This window comes from Streptomyces sp. NPDC002588 (genome assembly GCF_040295925.1).
Lineage (GTDB): Bacteria > Actinomycetota > Actinomycetes > Streptomycetales > Streptomycetaceae > Streptomyces.
On record NZ_JBEOWF010000051.1, the window covers coordinates 47,859 to 64,274 of the forward strand.

Sequence of the window (16,416 nt, forward strand, 5' to 3'; positions counted from 1 at the left end):
GACAAGCACGAGCAGGCGGCCGGCCCCTGGAACGCGCGGCCGGCCCCCGACACTCCGCCGACGCACTCGACGAATGCCTCAACGGACACAGGGCGCTCGCCACCCGGTCCTCGAACAGGGACGCGCGTCCTACCCCTGGCGTCAACCCGGCTGCCTCGTCAGTCGCCGATCACCCGCCGGCTCGCAGGAGCGGCCTCCGACCGGATCCTCACCCCGCCACGGGCGAACGGCACGTCCCGTCCCATGCCCGCCTCGTCCAACCTCATCCGCCTCAGATGGAGCCCAACTCGCGTGCCCTGCGCACCGCGTCCTGCCGCCGGTTGACCCCCAGCTTGCGGTAGGCGCTCTTGAGGTGGGTCTTGACCGTGTTCACGGACACGTACAGGTCGGCGGCGATCTCCTCCGTGGACATCATCAGGGCCAGCCGGCTCAGCACATCGCGCTCGCGGCCGCTCAGCTCCTCCACGACCGGCGCCGCCTGCCCGTCGGTCGCCGGGGCGACCGGCGCCGGGGCGACCGCCGGCCGAGGCGAGCCGGGCACGGGCGCCCGGTCCAGCAGGGGCCGCAGCCACGGCCCGGCCTCGGTGAACGGCCGCCGCAGCCGATCGCGCCGCGCCTCGCGCAGGGCCCGGGCGACGAGCCGGCGGGCGCCGTCGGCGTCGCCCGTCTTGTCCGCGGCCTCGGCCCTGACCAGCGCGGCCCGGACGGTCACCCCGGGACCGAAACGGCCCTCGGGGCGCACCCGGTCGAGAAGTTCCACCGCCGCCCCGGGGTCACCCGCCGCCAGCCGCGCCCGCGCCGCCCCCACGGCACAGGCCACCTGCCCGTCGGGGACCTCCGCAAGCAGCTCGGCCGCGGCCTCGGACCGGCCCTCGGCCAGGTGCGCGGCGGAGGCGACGAGCGCCGCCTCCCCGGCCGCCCAGGGCGAGACCGCCTCGGAGGGCACGGCCTCCGCCACCGCCGCGAGCGCGGCCCGCGTGTCGCCTCGGGCGAGGTGCAGGCGCGCGGTGACGAGGGCACGGACGGCCTCGGTCACGGGGTCCCGCAGCGCTGGGTCCGACTCGGCGGCGGCGTCGAGGAGTGCGCCCGCCGCGTCCGGCTCGTCACGCTCGAGGGCCACGGCGGCCAGGACGAGCCGCGCGATGCCGGAGTCGGCCGGCTGGGGCAGTCCGAACCGTTCGGTCTCGGTCAGCGCCGCCCTGGCCGCCCGCTCGGCCGGGCCGAGTCTGCCCTCGAGCTGGTCGATCAGGGCCAGCCGGCCCAGGGAGTCGGCCCGCAGCAACGCCGTCGAGGCCCCGCCGGGGCAGTCGGCGACCTGGGTGAGCGCGGGCCGTGCCTCCTCGAACCGGCCCGCCCACAGCCGGGTCGAGCCCAGCTGGGTCAGCAGCAGGGCGGCGAGTTCGGGGTGCTTGTCGAGCAGGTGCGCGGGAACTGCCTCCCGTTCCTTCGCGGCCTGCTCCGCGGCTGCTTCGGCCCGTTCGGGCGAGCCTGTCAGCCGGGCCGCCACGGCCTGGAGCAGGGCACAGCTCAGCCGGGCCGCCGGCGCTCCCTCTCGATCCGGCTCCGCCGTGAGGCCCTCCTCCGCGCGCCGCAGATGGGCGAGGCCGTGTTCGAGGTCGCACCGGGACAGGTCCCTGGCCGCCCGGACGAGGTCCGTCGCCGGGCTCCCGGCCTCCGGGCCCATGCGGGAGAACAGGTCGGCCAGGTCGCCGGAGCACAGCCCGGTGAAGAGCCGGCCGATGGCGAGGTCGTCGACCAGGGCGCCGGCGGCGTACTCCCAGTCGCCCGCGGCGGCGCCGTGCGCGAGCATCTCGCTGAGGAAGCCGGCGCTCCCGAGCCACCGTGCGGCCCGCCGGTGCAGTTCGGGCTCCAGGCCGGGGGCCCGTACCCGCAGATGGGCCCGCAGGATCTCGCCGAACAGGGGGTGGAGCCGGTACCAGGAGTGTCCGAGGTCCTCCACGAACGCGTTCTCGCGGTGCAGACCGGCCAGGATGGGTGCGGAGTCCGTGCGCTCGGTCAGCGCGTTCGCCAGGTCGGGACAGAACCGTTCGAGGACGCTGACCCGCAGCAGGACGTCCTGCACCTCGGAGGTCTGCTGCTTGAGGACCTCCGCGAGCAGGAAGTCGGCGACCGTGCTGCGGTCGGCCTCGAACTCCTTCAGGTAGGTCTCCGGGTCCGGGCTCTCCTGTGCGGCGAGGGCGCACAGCCGGAGGCCGGCGGCCCAGCCCCGGGTGCGCTCCACGAGCGCGTGTGCCGCGGGCAGGGGCAGGCGCAGCCCGTGCAGGGCGAGCAGTTCGGCCGTCTCCTCGGGGGTGAGGGCCAGTTCCGCGCCCCGGATCTCCGTCAGCTCACCGGCGGCCCGGTAGCGGTGCAGCGGCAACAGCGGTTCGGTCCGGGTGACGAGGATCAGGCGCAGGCCCCCGCCGGCGTGGTGCAGGACGAATTCCAGCTGCTCCGCGATGTCGGGGTCACGGATTTGGTCGTACTCGTCGAGGACCACGGTGACGGGCCGCTCCCGCGCGCTGAGGTCGGCGGCGAGGCGCGCGAGCAGAGTGCGGGTCACCCGGCCGGCGTCCGCCGGGCTGCCGACGCCGGGGGGCGGCGGCACGCCCGCCGCCCGGAGCGCCTGGAGGAGATAGGCCCAGAACATCCCGGGCCCCTGGTCGGCGGCCTCGGTGGTGAACCAGGCGACGCCCGGCTCCCGCTCGGCCGCCCAGTCCGCGACCAGCAGGGTCTTTCCGGCACCGGCGGCGCCGTTCACCATGGTCAGCGGGGTGCGCAGGGCCTGGTCGAGGTGCCGGACCAGCCGCTCCCGCCGCAGGAACGTCACGGGCCGCGCCGGCACCGCGAACCGGGTGCGCAGATACGGGTCTCCGCGGGGATCGGCCTCCGGCACCGTCGGCTCCGGACGTTCCTCTTCGAGCCCGGTCATACGCTCACCGCCCCTAGAACCTGTCCAGCAGGACATGGCGAACGCTCGCGCCTCCAGCATCCCAGCCTTCCCCCGGGCGCGCCCGGCGAAGGCCTCCCGCCCCCTCCCGCCACACCCGCAGCCACCGGAGCTGCTCCCGGCCCCCGCAACACCCCCGTGCGGTTGCGGTCGCCCCGACCACCCCGCAGTCACCCCACCAGACCGCGATCCCACCCGGCCGATTCCGTGAGGCGGCTCAGGGGGCCGGGGCCCGGGGGCAGGCCGGCCGACGTCCACACGTCCTCGGTCAAGTACCAGTGGTCCTCGGCGGCCGGCCTGAACCGGCGCTCCGAGACCCGCCCGGGCACGGCCCGCAGCCGCTCCGGACGGACCGGCAGGGGCCAGTCGGCGTCCGGCCGTGGCGGCAGCACACCCAGCGCCGCCGGCTCGGCGAGCAGATCCCCCACCCGCACCGGCTCCGGATGCCCCGCGTGACGGACCCCCGGGACACCGGCCCCCCAACCGCGAGGGCGGAATCAGCCGGCCGAGATCACCCGCGTCCACCAGGGTCAGCAGCGCCCGGCCGCCGCCACTCGGCCGGCACCCGCTCCACCAGCTCGCGCAGCGCCGGTACGACCCGATGAAGCCGGTGGCCCCGTCAGGACCACCGTGCCGTCGTCCTCCCGCACCGTTCCTCCCCTCACGACCGGCCACTTCGCGGCTCCGTGCCCTCGGCAACACCCCGCAAAAACAAAGCACTTGAAACCGGTCCGCACCGGTGGCCGGGAAAAACCGGGCCAGGACTCACGGATTGGCCTTGGCCGAGCGCCGGGCCCACGCCCTAACGTCACCGGCATGCGGATTCGAATCGTCGACGCCTTCACCGACCGCCCCTTCGCCGGAAACCCGGCCGGGGTCCTCCTCCTCGACGCCTTCCCCGACGACAACCGGCTCCAGAACGTGGCGCTGGAGGTCAACCACGCCGAGACGGCGTTCGCCCACCCTCTGCCGTCGGGCGGCGAGGCGGACTGGGCGCTGCGCTGGTTCACGCCCGTCACCGAGGTCGACATGTGCGGCCACGCGACCCTCGCCACCGCCCACGTCCTGCACACGACGGGCGCCCACGTGGGCGCCGTGCGCTTCGCCACCCGCAGCGGTGTCCTGATCGCGACGCCCGCCGAGGACGGCTCGATCACCCTGGACTTCCCCACCGCCCCGCTCACCCCGGCCGAAGTGCCGGACGGGGTCGCCGAGGCCCTCGGCGCCGTACCGCTCGCCGCCTTCGACACCGGCCCGCGCGTGGGTGACCTGGTGCTGGAGCTCGCCGACGAGAAGACCGTCCACGCCCTGCGCCCGGACCACAAGGCCCTCGCCGCCTACTCCCGGCGGGGCGTCATCGCCACCGCCCGCGCCGAGAACCCGGCCCTGGGCTACGACTTCGTCTCCCGCTGCTTCTTCCCGAACGTCGGCATCGACGAGGACCCGGTCACCGGCAGCGCCCACACCGCCCTGGCCCCCCACTGGGCGGCCCGCCTGGGCCGTACGACCCTCACCGGCCTCCAGGCCTCCCCGCGCTCCGGTCGCGTCCGCACCGAGCTGCGCGGCGACCGCACCCTGCTCACTGGCCGCGCGGTGACGGTCATCGAGGGCGACCTGCTGGCGTGAGCGGAGAGGGCGGGGTGGCCTGCGAGGGCGGGACGGCTCAGGCCGTGGGCAGCCACCCCACCTTCCCCGCCAGCAGCGCGTAGCCCACGAAGGCCCCGATGTCGAGCAGGGAGTGCGCCACCACCAGCGGCCCCACGCGCCCCCAGCGGCGGTACAGGTAGACGAAGACCACGCCCATCACCATGTTGCCGATGAACCCGCCGACGCCCTGGTACAGGTGGTACGAGCCGCGCAGCACCGAGCTGGCCACCAGCGCGGTGCCCGGCGTCCAGCCCAGCTGCCCCAGCCGGCGCAGCAGATAGCCGACCACGATGACCTCTTCGAGGACCGCGTTCTGGATCGCCGACAGGATCAGCACCGGGTACTTCCACCAGACGTCGGGCAGCGCCTCGGGGACCACGGTGAGGTTGAAGCCGAGTCCGCGGGCCGCCAGGTAGAAGGCGATCCCGGTACTGCCGATGACCGCGGCGATCGCGGCCCCGCGCCCGAGGTCCGGCCACGGCCGGGTGCGGTCGAAGCCCAGGGTGCGCAGGCTGCGGCCCTCGCGCAGCAGAAGGTGCGCGACGAGCGCGACGGGGACGAGCGCGCTGGCGATGCCGAACAGCTGCCAGGCGAGATCGAGCCAGGGACGGCCCGGCGCGGCGGAGGCGTTGAGCGTCGCGGCCTGGTCCTTCAGCCCGCCGGGCTTGGTGACGGATCCGACGAAACTGATCAGAGCCGACAGACCGCTCGCACCGAGCGAAAGCCCCAGAACGAGCAGCGTCTCGTCCCTGAGAATCCGCCGCGAGGGCCGCCCGTCGGAGGGGGAATCAGCCACCGACCCCGCATCCACCTGCACTTATGCCTCCAGTTGCGTAAACCCGCCGCATTTGCGGCTCCGCCTCGCTAGGGTCTCGAAAGTACTTACGAGGATCGTGCGTGACAGGCCGTCGGGGGGACGGGCGCCGTAAGGGGCGCCCGTCCCTTTCGCATCCCGTACGGCGAAATCTCGCCACGGGGCTCGACAGGGAGGGCACCACCGTCATGGGACGTCACAGCTTGCCCGATCACCGCAGGGCGGGCGGCAGCGACCCCCGCCCTCGCGCCCGCCGCCGCACGGTGGCGATCACGACGGTCCTCGTCCTCGCCGTCGCGGGCGCCGCCACGGCCACCGTGCGCGGCGGCCTGTTCTCCTTCGGTTCCTCCTGCCGGGACCACCCCGTACGGCTGACCGTGGCCGCCTCCCCCGACCTGGCTCCGGCGCTGACGGCCGCCGCGAAGCAGGCCCGGGACTCCGGTCTCGCCTCCGACGGGCGGTGTCTGGCGATCACGGTGAAGGCCCGTGAGTCGGCCGAGGTCGCCGACACGCTGACCGCGGGGAAGGACCCGGACGCCCAGGTGTGGGTGGCGGACTCGGACCTGTGGCTGCAGCGGATCACCGCGGGCGGCAAGACGGGCCGGGTGACCCAGGTGGGCAACGTGGCCTCCACCCCCGTGGGCGTGGCGACGGCCCCGGCCGCCGCGAAGTCGCTGGGCTGGCCGGAGAAGACGTACACCTGGCTGGAGCTGGCCGGCACCGCCCTCCAGGACGATTCCCTGGGCCTCGGCGCGGCGGATCCCGCGCGCAGCGCGACGGGACTGCTGGCGCTCGCCCGGCTCACCACCGCCGCGACCGGGATCAAGGGCGGCGACACCCAGGCCGCCGCGCTGATGAAGACCCTCTCCCAGCGCACCTCCGCCACCGACGCCGAAGTGCTCGAGGCCGTGCCGCGGCGCAACCGGGCGGCGGTCGTCACCGAGCAGGCCGCGTTCACGTACAACACCTCGGCGGATTCCGGGGACCGTCTGGGCCTCTTCTACCCGAAGGACGGCACGCCCCGGCTCGACTATCCCTTCTCGCTCGTCGACAAGACCCGGCGCAGCAGCGACGAGAACCGGGCGGCGCTGCTCTTCATGACCTATCTGCACCGCCCCGAGCAGCAAAAACTCCTCCAGCGGCACGGCTTCCGCACCTCCGACTACGACGCCCCGCGGGCGGTTGTGACCACGGCCGGCGGCAGCAGCCCGCAGCCGTACGCCGAACCGGCCCCCCGGCCCGCCTCGAACACGGCCCTGGAGCAGGCCCTCGGCACCTGGACGATCACTGTGCAGAGTGCGCGTCTCACCACGGTCGTGGACGCCTCCTCCTCCATGGCGGAACCGGTACCGGGCACGGGGCGCTCCCGTATGGACGTCACCAAGGGCTCGCTGCTCCAGGCCCTGGCCACCTTCACCGCGCAGGACGAGATCGGCCTGTGGGAGTTCTCCACGAAGCTCGACGGCGACCGGGACTACCGCGTTCTGGTCCCGACCGGGCGCCTGGGCGACGACGACCGGCAGAGCCGTCTGAAGGCGGCCTTCACCGCCCTCGCCCCCATCCCCAACGGCGCGACCGGCCTGTACGACACCACCCTCGCCGCGTACAAGGAGGCGACCGCGTCGTACGTCAAGGGCAAGTTCAACGCTTTGGTCGTCCTCACCGACGGCGTCAACGAGGACCCCGGCAGCATCTCCCGCACCACCCTCCTCAGGGAACTCCGGAAACTCGCCAGTCCCCAGCGCCCGGTCCCTCTGATCATGATCGCCGTGGGCCCGGACGCGGACCGGGCGGAGGCCGCACAGATAGCCGGGGCGACGGGAGGCTCGGGCCAGTCGGTCAACGACCCCGCACAGATCCAGACAGTGATCCTGAAGGCGATAGTGGCGGCAGGAACCGGCGGCGGCTGAGGGCGAGGGCGCTCTGCCCTCACCCCAGAGCCGCCACCTCCGGCACCCCCACCGGCCAGGTGTGCACAGGCTCCCCCAGATGCGACAACTCCGCATACCGCCGGGTCGTCGCGGCCAGCGCGGCGTCCCGCGAGAGCCCCGCCTTCACCGCCCGCCGGAACGTCGCCACCTGCCAGGTCGCTCCGTTGGCCCGACGCCGGCACCGCTCCTCGATGACTCCCAGGTAGTAGTCCCGGTCGGCCGGCTCCACCCCCCACGCGTCCAGCCCGGCCTCCGCGAGCGGCAGCAGCTCGTCCCGTACGAGACTCACCGCGTCCACCTCGCCCACACCCCCCAGCCGCCCGCGCCGCGGCCACTGCAGCCGCGCCTCGATGCCGTGCCGGCAGGCCGCGTCGAAGTTGGCCTCGGCGGCCTCGAACGGCAGCCGGGACCACACCGGCCGGGACTCCTCGGCGAGCGCGCGGACGACGCCGTAGTAGAAGGCCGCGTTGGCGATCACGTCGGTCACGGTGGGCCCGGCCGGCAGCACGCGGTTCTCCACCCGCAGGTGCGGGACGCCGTCGGCGACGCCGTAGACGGGCCGGTTCCAGCGGTAGACGGTGCCGTTGAGCAGGACCAGCTCGGAGAGGGACGGGGTGCGGCCCGCCTCCAGCACCTCCAGCGGGTCCTCCTCGTCACAGATGGGCAGCAGTGCCGGGAAGAAGCGCAGGTTCTCCTCGAACAGCTCGTACGCCGAGCTGATCCAGCGCTCCCCGAACCACGTCCGGGGGCGGACGCCCTGCGCCTGGAGTTCCGGCGGTCGGGTGTCCGTGGCCTGCTGGAACAGCGGCGGCCGCGACTCGCGCCACAGCTCACGGCCGAACAGGAAGGGCGAGTTGGCACCCACCGCGATCTGCGCGGCGGTGACGGCCTGCGCCGCGTTCCACACATCGGCGAAACGATCCGGCGTGACCTGGAGATGGAGCTGCACGGAAGTGCAGGCGGCCTCGGGAACGATCGACTTCGAGGTGCACGACAGCCGCTCCACCCCCTCGATGTCGAGGGCGAAGTCCTCACCGCGGGCGGCCACGATCTGGTCGTTGAGAAGGGTGTAACGGTCGACGTCGGAGAGATTGGACGAGACCAGGTCGTCCCGGTCCAGGGTCGGCAGAATACCGATCATCACGATTCCCGCGTCGACCTCACCGGCCTTTCGATGGGCATATGCCAGTGACGTACGGAGTTCCTCGGCGAGCCGATCGAATACCCGGCCGCCCAATCGGTGTGGAGCTATGTTGACTTCCAGGTTGAACATGGCGAGTTCTGTTTGGAAATCTCGGCTGGCGATGCGCTCGAGCACTTGCCCATTCAGCATTTTCGGCAGACCGTCCGCGCCCGCGAGATTCAGCTCGATCTCGAGCCCCATGAGGTTCTTGGGCCGGTCGAAGCGCTCCTGGGCCAGAAGCCGCTCCAGCCCCGCCAGACACCGCTGGAGCTTGTCGCGGTACTGCTGCCGATCGGACAGGTCGAACGCGCCTGCCACGACCTTCTCCCCCATCGAAGCGTCCCTCCTCGCATGGGCGGGCCGGGCGTCCGGCCGCCGGTCTCCCGGGTCAGGTGGGATGATGCCCAGCAGGACCGATCGATAACGTCTCCCTCCGGCCGCACCACCCGCTACGCTGACGTGTACCCCGGAGCTGTCCGGAGGCACATTCACGGGGCATGCCGCGGGTGCTCATTCATGAAGTCGGGGCCGCGAACGCCGGGTATGAACTCGGTAAGCAGCCCCGGAACTCGTGAAAAAATCCGACGAGAATGGGCCGACCGTAGCGCATGCATATCCCGAGGTCATCACGGCGGAGGCCGCTCTGAATCGGGATGATTCACACGTATCGCCGACCGAATGGACTCTTGCCGAGTGTCCCGCTGTCAGGTAGACGAAACACAGCCTGAACACGTGTCGTATAAACTCCCGGAACAAGGCGGAGAAGGTGGGCCCCGCGGTCGAAGGAGCCTGTCGTCCAGGTGACGGCAGGCCGCTTGCGTACCCCGAGTTCCCTGAGTTCCCTGAGTTCCCCGAGATCCCGGCCCCCGCCTCTCCGACCTGACGAGAGCTAGCTGACAGCGTCGTCCGCCCCCGCCCTCGCGCCACCGCCTGTGAATGAGAGGCGACCCACCATGCCGCTGCATGTCCCTCCGGCTCCCGCGCCCGCCCTGCGCTCCGTCCTCATGGCCCTCGGTTCCCCGACCGCGGTCCGCGAGGCCCGTACTCCGTCCCTGCGTACCGCCCAGGACGAGGCCACCCCCGACCTCCCGCTGCCGCTGCACGTCCTGGACCGGATCACCCCCGAAGGCGTGTCTGCGACCCGGCTGGCCGGCTGGCGGTTCCTGATCCGCTGCGGCGACCGGGCCGTGGCGGCGGCCGAGACCCGGCTGACACCGGACGGCTGGGCGTTCTCGCACTTCTTCGAAGGCCCCTACATCGCCTCCACCGAACGCGCCCTGCGGCAGGCCGAGTCGGCGACCCAGCCGTATCAGGCCCGCCTGCTCTCGGTACCCGGGCTGTACATGCTCACACTCTGGCTGCACGGCGACATCGACACCGACGGCACCACCGGCCACCCCGCCGCCACCGACCTGCTGGTGCCGCTGGCCCCGGCGCCGCCGGGCATCGCCGCCCACCGCGCGCACCGGGTGGCCGAGTTGCTCCCCGTGCTGACCCTCCGGTCGAAGCCGTCGGCGCCACCTCTGCTCGGCTCTCCCGCCTGACCGCGCGACCGTGTACTCCGTGCCCCGCCACCGCGGCCCCGGTGGCGGGGCTCGGTGCGTCCGTGGTGTTCGCCCCCTCGCCCCCGTCCGGACTAGCCCCATCCGGCCACTGGAAACCATCCGAATTGACAGTGCAGTTGAGATGAACCGCCCGCGCGGGTGATGCGTCATGAACCTGTGAGAAGCGGTGCCGTGAAATCCCTGCGGATCGACGCCCGTAGGGCAACACTGGGTTCCGACCGAGTTGTACAACGGGGGGCGGCCATGAACGACGACGTACACGACGCTTCACGCCGCGGGACAGACACGACCACATCCATCACACACATCACGCCAGAGCGGAAGAACCCACCCATGTGCCAGCACCAGCCACCGTGCCCGACAGCAACCTCCGCCGACCGCGAGTCCGCCCGGCTCGTGGCGCACCACCCGGAACAGGGCTGGAGCCTGCTGTGCAACGGCGTCCTCCTCTTCGAGGACACCGGTGAGCTCCTGCCGGACGGCCAGGTCATCGCTCCCCACCGGGTCGTGTCCGCAGCCTGAGCACCACCCGGACGGCGCGGGACCGCCGTCCGGGGATCCCGAGGGGCCGGACCGCAGCACAGCACACTGCGCCCCGGCCCCGACGCATGTCCGGTCCCGCTCACTCCGGGTAACCCCCGCCTTCCCTTCCGTGGACACGTCTTTTCCGGAAGACTCCTGGAAGTTTCGGCGGTTTCGGCACCGCACGCGAAGCGAGGCCACGGAGGTGGGGGAATGACGGCGGACGGCACCGCGCCCGCGGCAGACGGCAAGGTCACCATCACGGAGATCGCCCGCCGGGCGGGCGTCTCGGTACCGACGGTGTCCCGGGTGGTCAACGGCCGCTCCGACGTCTCACCGCGCACCCGCGCCCGCGTCGAGGAACTTCTGCGCGAACACGGCTACCGCAAGCGCCCGGCAGCCCCTTCCCCCGCCCGCGCCGCTCTCCTCGACCTCGTCTTCAACGACCTGGACAGCCCCTGGGCGGTGGAGATCATCCGGGGGGTCGAGGAGGTCGCCCACGCGGCGGGCGCGGGAACCGTGGTGTCCGCGATCCACGGCCGCTCCGGCGACGCCCGCGAGTGGATGCGCAACCTGCGGGCCCGCGCCTCCGACGGCGTCATCCTGGTCACCTCGGCCCTGGAACCCACCCTGCACGAGCAGTTGCGCATCCTCGGCGTCCCGCTGGTCGTCGTCGACCCGACCGGTTCCCCGGCGCTCGACACCCCGACCGTCGGCGCCGCCAACTGGTCGGGCGGCCTCGCCGCCACCGAGCACCTGCTGTCCCTGGGCCACCGCCGCATCGGCCTGATCGCGGGTCCGAGCCGGCTGCTGTGCTCCCGTGCCCGCCACGACGGCTACCGCGCCGCCCTGGAAGCGGCCGGTCTCGCCGTCGACGAAACCCTCGTCGTCCCCGGTGACTTCCACCCCGAGTCCGGTTTCACCGGCTGCAACGCCCTCCTCGACCTGCCCGAGCCGCCCACCGCGCTGTTCGCCGCCAGCGACCAGATGGCCCTGGGCGCGATCGAGGCGCTGCGCCGGCGGGGCCTGCGCGTCCCGGAGGACATGAGCGTGGTGGGTTTCGACGACCTTCCGGAAGTCCGCTGGTCGGCCCCGCCCCTGACCACCGTCCGCCAGCCTCTCGCCGACATGGGCAAGTTGGCCGCCCGCACGGCCCTGCGCCTGGCCCGCGGCGAGCGCCCCGACTCACCGCGGGTGGAACTGGGCACGGAACTGGTCGTCCGCTCCAGCACCGCGGCCCCGAGAGACAGCTGAGGGCTGTCCCGTGATCCCCGGCGGGCGGGGATCACGGGACAGCCTTTAGCTCAAGGCTTCCCGGATCGCGTAGTACGCCGGCTTCCTCGCGAACTCCTCGTCCCACGGCAGCGCGGCCCCCTGCCCGGGGAAGAAGGCCGGGATCCACGAGTACTTGTCCGTGTAGTCCCAGACGGTGATGCCGACACACCGCCGCACCGCGAGGCACGCCTCGGTCAGATCCCCGTACCACTCCGCCTGCTGGGCCAGCTTCTCCTCGGTCGCCGGCAGCAGCATCCGCACGTCGACCTCGGTGAGCGCGGTGTCCAGGCCGAGGCGGGCGAACCGGCGGAGGTTGTCCTCCAGGGTCGTGGGATAGCCGTACTGCAGGGCGAGATGGGCCTGCAGGCCGATGCCGTCGAGCGGGACGCCCTGCGCCTTCAACTCCTCGGCCAGTGCGTAGTAGGCGTCGCTCTTCGGGCCGAGCGCCTCGATGTTGTAGTCGTTGAGGTAGAGCTTGGCCTTCGGGTCGGCCTGGTGGGCCCAGCGCAGCGCGTCGGCGATGTAACCGGGGCCGAGGGTCTTGTAGAAGACGGTCTCCCGGTAGGTGCCGTCCTCGTTGAACGCCTCGTTGACGACGTCCCAGGAGTAGACCTTGCCCCGGTAGTGCCGAACCTCGGTCTGGATGTGGTTCTTCAGGGCCGCCCGCAGCTCGCCGGCCGTCCACTCTTTGCTCGTCACCCAGCCCGGCAACTGGCTGTGCCAGACCAGGGTGTGGGCGCGCACCTTCTGATGGCCGGCCCGCGCCAGGTTCACGATCTCGTCCCCGGCGGTCCAGTCGAAGACGCCCTGTTGCGGTTCGGTGGCGTACCACTTCATGCCGTTGCCGGGGGTGATCATGTCGAACTCGCCGCCCAGGATCTTCGTGTAGGCGGTGTCGGTGAGTTCGGGGTTGTCGGTGGCGCTGCCGAAGTAGCGGCCGTGGCGCTGGGCGAGGTCGGCGAGGGTGGGCTGGGGTCTCTCGTGCGCCTGGGCGGCGGGACCGATGGCGACGAGGGCAGCGGCGAGCGCCACGGCGAGTCCTGGGGCGCGGGCGGCGGTGCTGGTCATGGTGCGACTCCTCACGGTCGATCGGCCGGTCGTGGGCAGGCGCGCGTCATCCCTTCGTCGCGCCGGCGGCGAGGCCGCCGACGAGCTGGCGCTCGGCGACGGAGTAGAAGGCCAGGGCGGGAACCATGGCGAGGACGAGATAGGCGAAGATCCGGGCGTACTCGGCGGAGTACTGGCCCTGGAACTGCTGCACCCCGATCGGCAGGGTCCACCAGGTCGGCTCGTTGAAGACCAGCAGCGGCAGGAAGAAGTTGTTCCAGCTGGCGACGACGGCGAGCACCGACACCGTGCCGAGTGCGGGCCGGGCCATGGGCAGCAGGATCCGCCAGAAGAAGCCGAGCGGCCCGCACCCGTCGAGGGTCGCCGCCTCCTCCAGCTCGGCCGGGATCTCCCGGAAGAAACCGCGCAGGATGACGATGGTCATCGGCAGCCCGAAGGCCGCCTGCGGCAGGATCACCCCGAGCGGGTTGTCCAGCAGGTCCATCGACCGCAGCAACAGGAACAGCGGCAGGGCGGCCACCGCGAACGGGAACATCAGCCCCATGGTGAACAGCGTGAACAGCGCCTCCCGGCCGCGGAAGGCGAACCGGGCGAAGGAGAACGCGGCGAGCGCCGACACGGCGACGACCACGACCGTCGTACCGGCCGCGATGAGCGTGCTGCTGCCGAGCAGCTGCCAGAAGGAACGGGAGCCCAGGATGTCGGTGTAGTTGGAGGTGACCCAGGAGTCGGGCAGTCCGATCGGGTTGCGGGAGAGCTGGTCGGTGGACTTGAAGCCGGACAGGACGGCGTACACCAGCGGTACGGCCATCACCGCGCCGACGACGGCGAGGACCAGGTGCAGCGATAGGGTCCGGCCCCTCTGGCGGGCGTTCACGAGCCGCCTCCTCGCATGGTCGTGGTGGCGCCCTCCAGGTCACGGCGGAGCACGAACCGCTGGTAGCCGAGGGCGAAGACGAGGCTGATGCCGAACATGGCCACGCTGATCGCGCTGGCGTAGCCGACCTGGTAGCGCTTGAAGCCGTACTGGAACATGGTCACGGCCATCGTCTCGGAGTGGTGGTCGGGGCCGCCCGCGGTGACGATCCACACCAGGTCGAAGAGCTGGATGGAGCCGATCACCGACAGGAAGACGCTGATCCGCAGGGTCGGCGCGAGCAGCGGCAGGGTGACGTTGCGGAACCTCTGCCAGGGGCCGGCCCCGTCGATCAGCGCGGCCTCGGTCAGCTCGGCCGGGATGGACTGCAGTCCGGCCAGGTAGAGCATCATGTGGAAGCCGAAGTACTTCCACGTCATGACGAGGAAGAGGGTGGCCATGACGGTGGACGGCTCCGCGAACCACTGCCCGCCGAGGCCGTCCAGGCCGATCGCGCCGAGCAGGTGGTCGGCGAGACCGTCGTCGGGCGCGAAGATCATGCCGAACAGCACGCCGGTGATCGCCTCGGAGAGGATGTACGGCGCGAAGAACAGCATCCGGTAGACGGCCCGGCCCCGGATCCGCTGGTTGAGCGCGACGGCCAGGGCGAGCGCGAACGGCAGTTGGAGCACCAGTGAGAGCCCGACCAGGAGCAGACACCGCCACAGGTCGCCGAGGAAGACGGGGTCCTGGAAGAGCCGGGTGAAGTTGTCGCCGCCGACGAAGTCCTCGGGCATGCCGAAGCCGCCCCAGCGGAAGAACGCGGCGTAGAGCGCGAACAGCATCGGCAGCAGCACCAGCGTGCCGAACAGCGCGAGCGCGGGCACCTGGAAGCCGACGGCGGTCAGCCAGTTCAGCGCCCGCCGCCGCGTCCGCCCACGGCCGGGGCCGGCGGCCGGCGGCCGCTCGGCCGGCTCGGGGCCGGTCCGCTTCTCCGGGAGAAAGGTGGAGGTCATCGCCGGTTACTGCTCTTCCTTCGCGACCTTGGTGATCGACTCGGTGACCTGCTGGGCCGACTTGGACCCGGCTATGAGCCCGGCGACGCTGTCGTTGACCTCCTGCCCGACGGCGGGCGCGTACGCCTGGTCGAGATAGAGCTGGAAGCCGGTGGCGGCCTTCAACTGGGCCTGTACGGCGGACAGGTTGGGGTCCTTGAGCGCGCTCTCGGCGGCCGGTACGACGGGCAGCACACCGGTCTTCTCGACCAGGGTGGTGTCGGTGGTCGCCGAGGCGAAGAACTTCAGGAAGTCGACGGCCGCCTGTGGGGCGCCCTTGCGCAGGGCGTGCCCGCCGCCTCCGCCGAACACCTCGGTGAGGGCGCCCTGGCCGCCCTCGACCGCGGGGAAGGGGAAGAAGCCGAGGTCGGCCCCGATTCCCTTGCCCGCGTCGGCCTCGACCACCGGCGCCCACTGGCCCATCAGTTCCATGGCCGCCTTGCCGTTGCCCATGCTGGCGGCCTGGCCGGTGGGGCTGTTGTAGGCCGCGCCGAGGAAGCCCTTCTGGAACGGCTGGAGATCGACCAGTTCCTGGAGGTGCTGCCCGGCCTGCACGAAACCGTCCCCGGTGAAGTCCTTGTCGTCGTTCGCCTTCCGCAGGGCGTCGATCCCGGCGGTGCGCATCGCGAGGTAGGCCCAGTAGTACATCCCCGGCCACTTCTCCTTGCCGGCCAGGGCGAGCGGCGTGATCCCGGCGGACTTCAGCTTCCGTACGGCGTCCAGGAAGCCGCTCCAGGTGGTGGGGGGTTCGCCGACGCCGGCCCGCTTGAAGAGCGCCTTGTTGTACCAGAAGCCGATCATGCCGATGTCGAAGGGGATGCCGTAGACCTTCTCGTCGAGCAGATACGGTTCCCGGGCGACCTCCAGCAGGCCGTCCCCCCATCCCTTGCTCCGGTCGGTGAGGTCCTCGACGAGCCCGGCGTCGACCTGCTGCTTCAGGACACCGCCGCCCCAGGTGTGAAAGATGTCGGGGAGCTTCCCCGAGGCGGTCAGCGCCGTCATCTTCGACTTGTAGGGGTCGTTCTCCAGCTGGACGATCTTGATCTTGACGTTGGGGTTCTGGGCCTCGAACTGTCTGGCGAGACCTGCCCAGACGTCCTTCGTGGGCTGGGTGGTGGAGATGTTCCACCATTCGATGGTGGTCGTCCCCGAAGAAGACCCTCCGTCCGAGTCGCCGCCGCAGCCGCTCAGTGCCGTCATGCTCACACCGGCCGCGGCGGAGGCCGCCAGGAAGCCGCGGCGGGACAGTGCCGGGTCGCCCATCATGCGCTCCTCGGGTAGATCGAAAGTTTCGGACCATATCCAGAAAGCTTCGCTGCTGCCGCACCCTAGAGACACCCTCCGACGGGTGGCAACCCCTTGAACACAGGTAATCCACCGGCCTGTTCGCGAGCGCGGAGGCAGCGGGACCACAGGAGGCAGCGAAACATTCGGAGTAGCGGGCGAACGTTACGGAGGCCGGACCGCCGACACCCTCCTGGCCGGAAACAAGCCCTCACCCATGACGCTGAGTGTCCGCCCGGCGACCAGTCTTAACGGAAGCTTGACGC

General features: G+C 71.8%; 13 protein-coding genes. 5 read left to right on the plus strand and 8 right to left on the minus strand.

Features of this window, described 5'->3' with window-relative positions; genetic code table 11:
* Positions 1 to 271: 271 nt before the first annotated feature.
* Entirely contained in the window at positions 272 to 2,932 is a 2,661-nt protein-coding gene (locus tag ABT057_RS40735; RefSeq protein ID WP_352348989.1) for a winged helix-turn-helix domain-containing protein, read from the minus strand.
* Positions 2,933 to 3,120: 188 nt separating this feature from the next.
* A complete protein-coding gene (locus ABT057_RS40740) occupies positions 3,121 to 3,378 on the minus strand; it encodes a hypothetical protein (protein WP_352348990.1) in 258 nt (85 codons plus the stop codon).
* A 388-nt stretch (positions 3,379 to 3,766) separates the two neighbouring features.
* Here ABT057_RS40740 and ABT057_RS40745 point away from each other — a divergent pair, with 388 nt between their 5' ends.
* Positions 3,767 to 4,576, plus strand: a complete 810-nt coding sequence (locus ABT057_RS40745; RefSeq protein WP_352348991.1) for a PhzF family phenazine biosynthesis protein — start codon at positions 3,767 to 3,769, stop codon at positions 4,574 to 4,576.
* Between the two features lie 37 nt (positions 4,577 to 4,613).
* Here ABT057_RS40745 and ABT057_RS40750 read toward each other — a convergent pair whose 3' ends face one another.
* On the minus strand, positions 4,614 to 5,414 hold the full coding sequence (locus ABT057_RS40750) for a CPBP family intramembrane glutamic endopeptidase (protein WP_352348992.1): 801 nt from the start codon (positions 5,412 to 5,414) through the stop codon (positions 4,614 to 4,616).
* A 185-nt stretch (positions 5,415 to 5,599) separates the two neighbouring features.
* On the opposite strand from ABT057_RS40750, the gene ABT057_RS40755 reads away from it, so the two are divergent.
* Complete coding sequence (locus tag ABT057_RS40755; RefSeq protein WP_352348993.1) at positions 5,600 to 7,321, plus strand: substrate-binding and VWA domain-containing protein; 1,722 nt, start codon at positions 5,600 to 5,602, stop codon at positions 7,319 to 7,321.
* Positions 7,322 to 7,340: 19 nt separating this feature from the next.
* Here the strand turns inward: ABT057_RS40755 and ABT057_RS40760 are convergent, their stop codons facing one another.
* Positions 7,341 to 8,858 carry a glutamate-cysteine ligase family protein gene (locus ABT057_RS40760; RefSeq protein ID WP_352348994.1) on the minus strand — a complete coding sequence of 506 codons (1,518 nt, stop codon included), beginning with the start codon at positions 8,856 to 8,858 and terminating at the stop codon, positions 7,341 to 7,343.
* Between the two features lie 620 nt (positions 8,859 to 9,478).
* Here ABT057_RS40760 and ABT057_RS40765 point away from each other — a divergent pair.
* The 3 genes from ABT057_RS40765 (at position 9,479) to ABT057_RS40775 (ending at position 11,866) form a co-directional block, all read left to right on the plus strand.
* Positions 9,479 to 10,069: a hypothetical protein gene (locus ABT057_RS40765; protein ID WP_352348995.1), complete on the plus strand. Its 591-nt coding sequence runs from the start codon at positions 9,479 to 9,481 to the stop codon at positions 10,067 to 10,069.
* Between the two features lie 354 nt (positions 10,070 to 10,423).
* A complete protein-coding gene (locus tag ABT057_RS40770) occupies positions 10,424 to 10,612 on the plus strand; it encodes a DUF5999 family protein (protein WP_352348996.1) in 189 nt (62 codons plus the stop codon).
* Between the two features lie 213 nt (positions 10,613 to 10,825).
* Positions 10,826 to 11,866, plus strand: a complete 1,041-nt coding sequence (locus ABT057_RS40775) for a LacI family DNA-binding transcriptional regulator (RefSeq protein WP_352348997.1) — start codon at positions 10,826 to 10,828, stop codon at positions 11,864 to 11,866.
* Positions 11,867 to 11,911: 45 nt separating this feature from the next.
* Here the strand turns inward: ABT057_RS40775 and ABT057_RS40780 are convergent, their stop codons facing one another.
* The 4 genes from ABT057_RS40780 to ABT057_RS40795 all read right to left on the minus strand — a co-directional run bounded on the left by ABT057_RS40780 (position 11,912) and on the right by ABT057_RS40795 (position 16,129).
* On the minus strand, positions 11,912 to 12,955 hold the full coding sequence (locus ABT057_RS40780; RefSeq protein ID WP_352348998.1) for an endo-1,4-beta-xylanase: 1,044 nt from the start codon (positions 12,953 to 12,955) through the stop codon (positions 11,912 to 11,914).
* A gap of 46 nt (positions 12,956 to 13,001) precedes the next feature.
* The gene (locus ABT057_RS40785; RefSeq protein ID WP_352349018.1) at positions 13,002 to 13,766 is read right to left on the minus strand and encodes a carbohydrate ABC transporter permease; all 765 of its coding nucleotides are present in this window, start codon (positions 13,764 to 13,766) and stop codon (positions 13,002 to 13,004) included.
* Positions 13,767 to 13,828: 62 nt separating this feature from the next.
* On the minus strand, positions 13,829 to 14,827 hold the full coding sequence (locus ABT057_RS40790; protein WP_352348999.1) for a carbohydrate ABC transporter permease: 999 nt from the start codon (positions 14,825 to 14,827) through the stop codon (positions 13,829 to 13,831).
* A 6-nt stretch (positions 14,828 to 14,833) separates the two neighbouring features.
* Entirely contained in the window at positions 14,834 to 16,129 is a 1,296-nt protein-coding gene (locus ABT057_RS40795) for an extracellular solute-binding protein (protein ID WP_352349000.1), read from the minus strand.
* Positions 16,130 to 16,416: the final 287 nt, after the last annotated feature.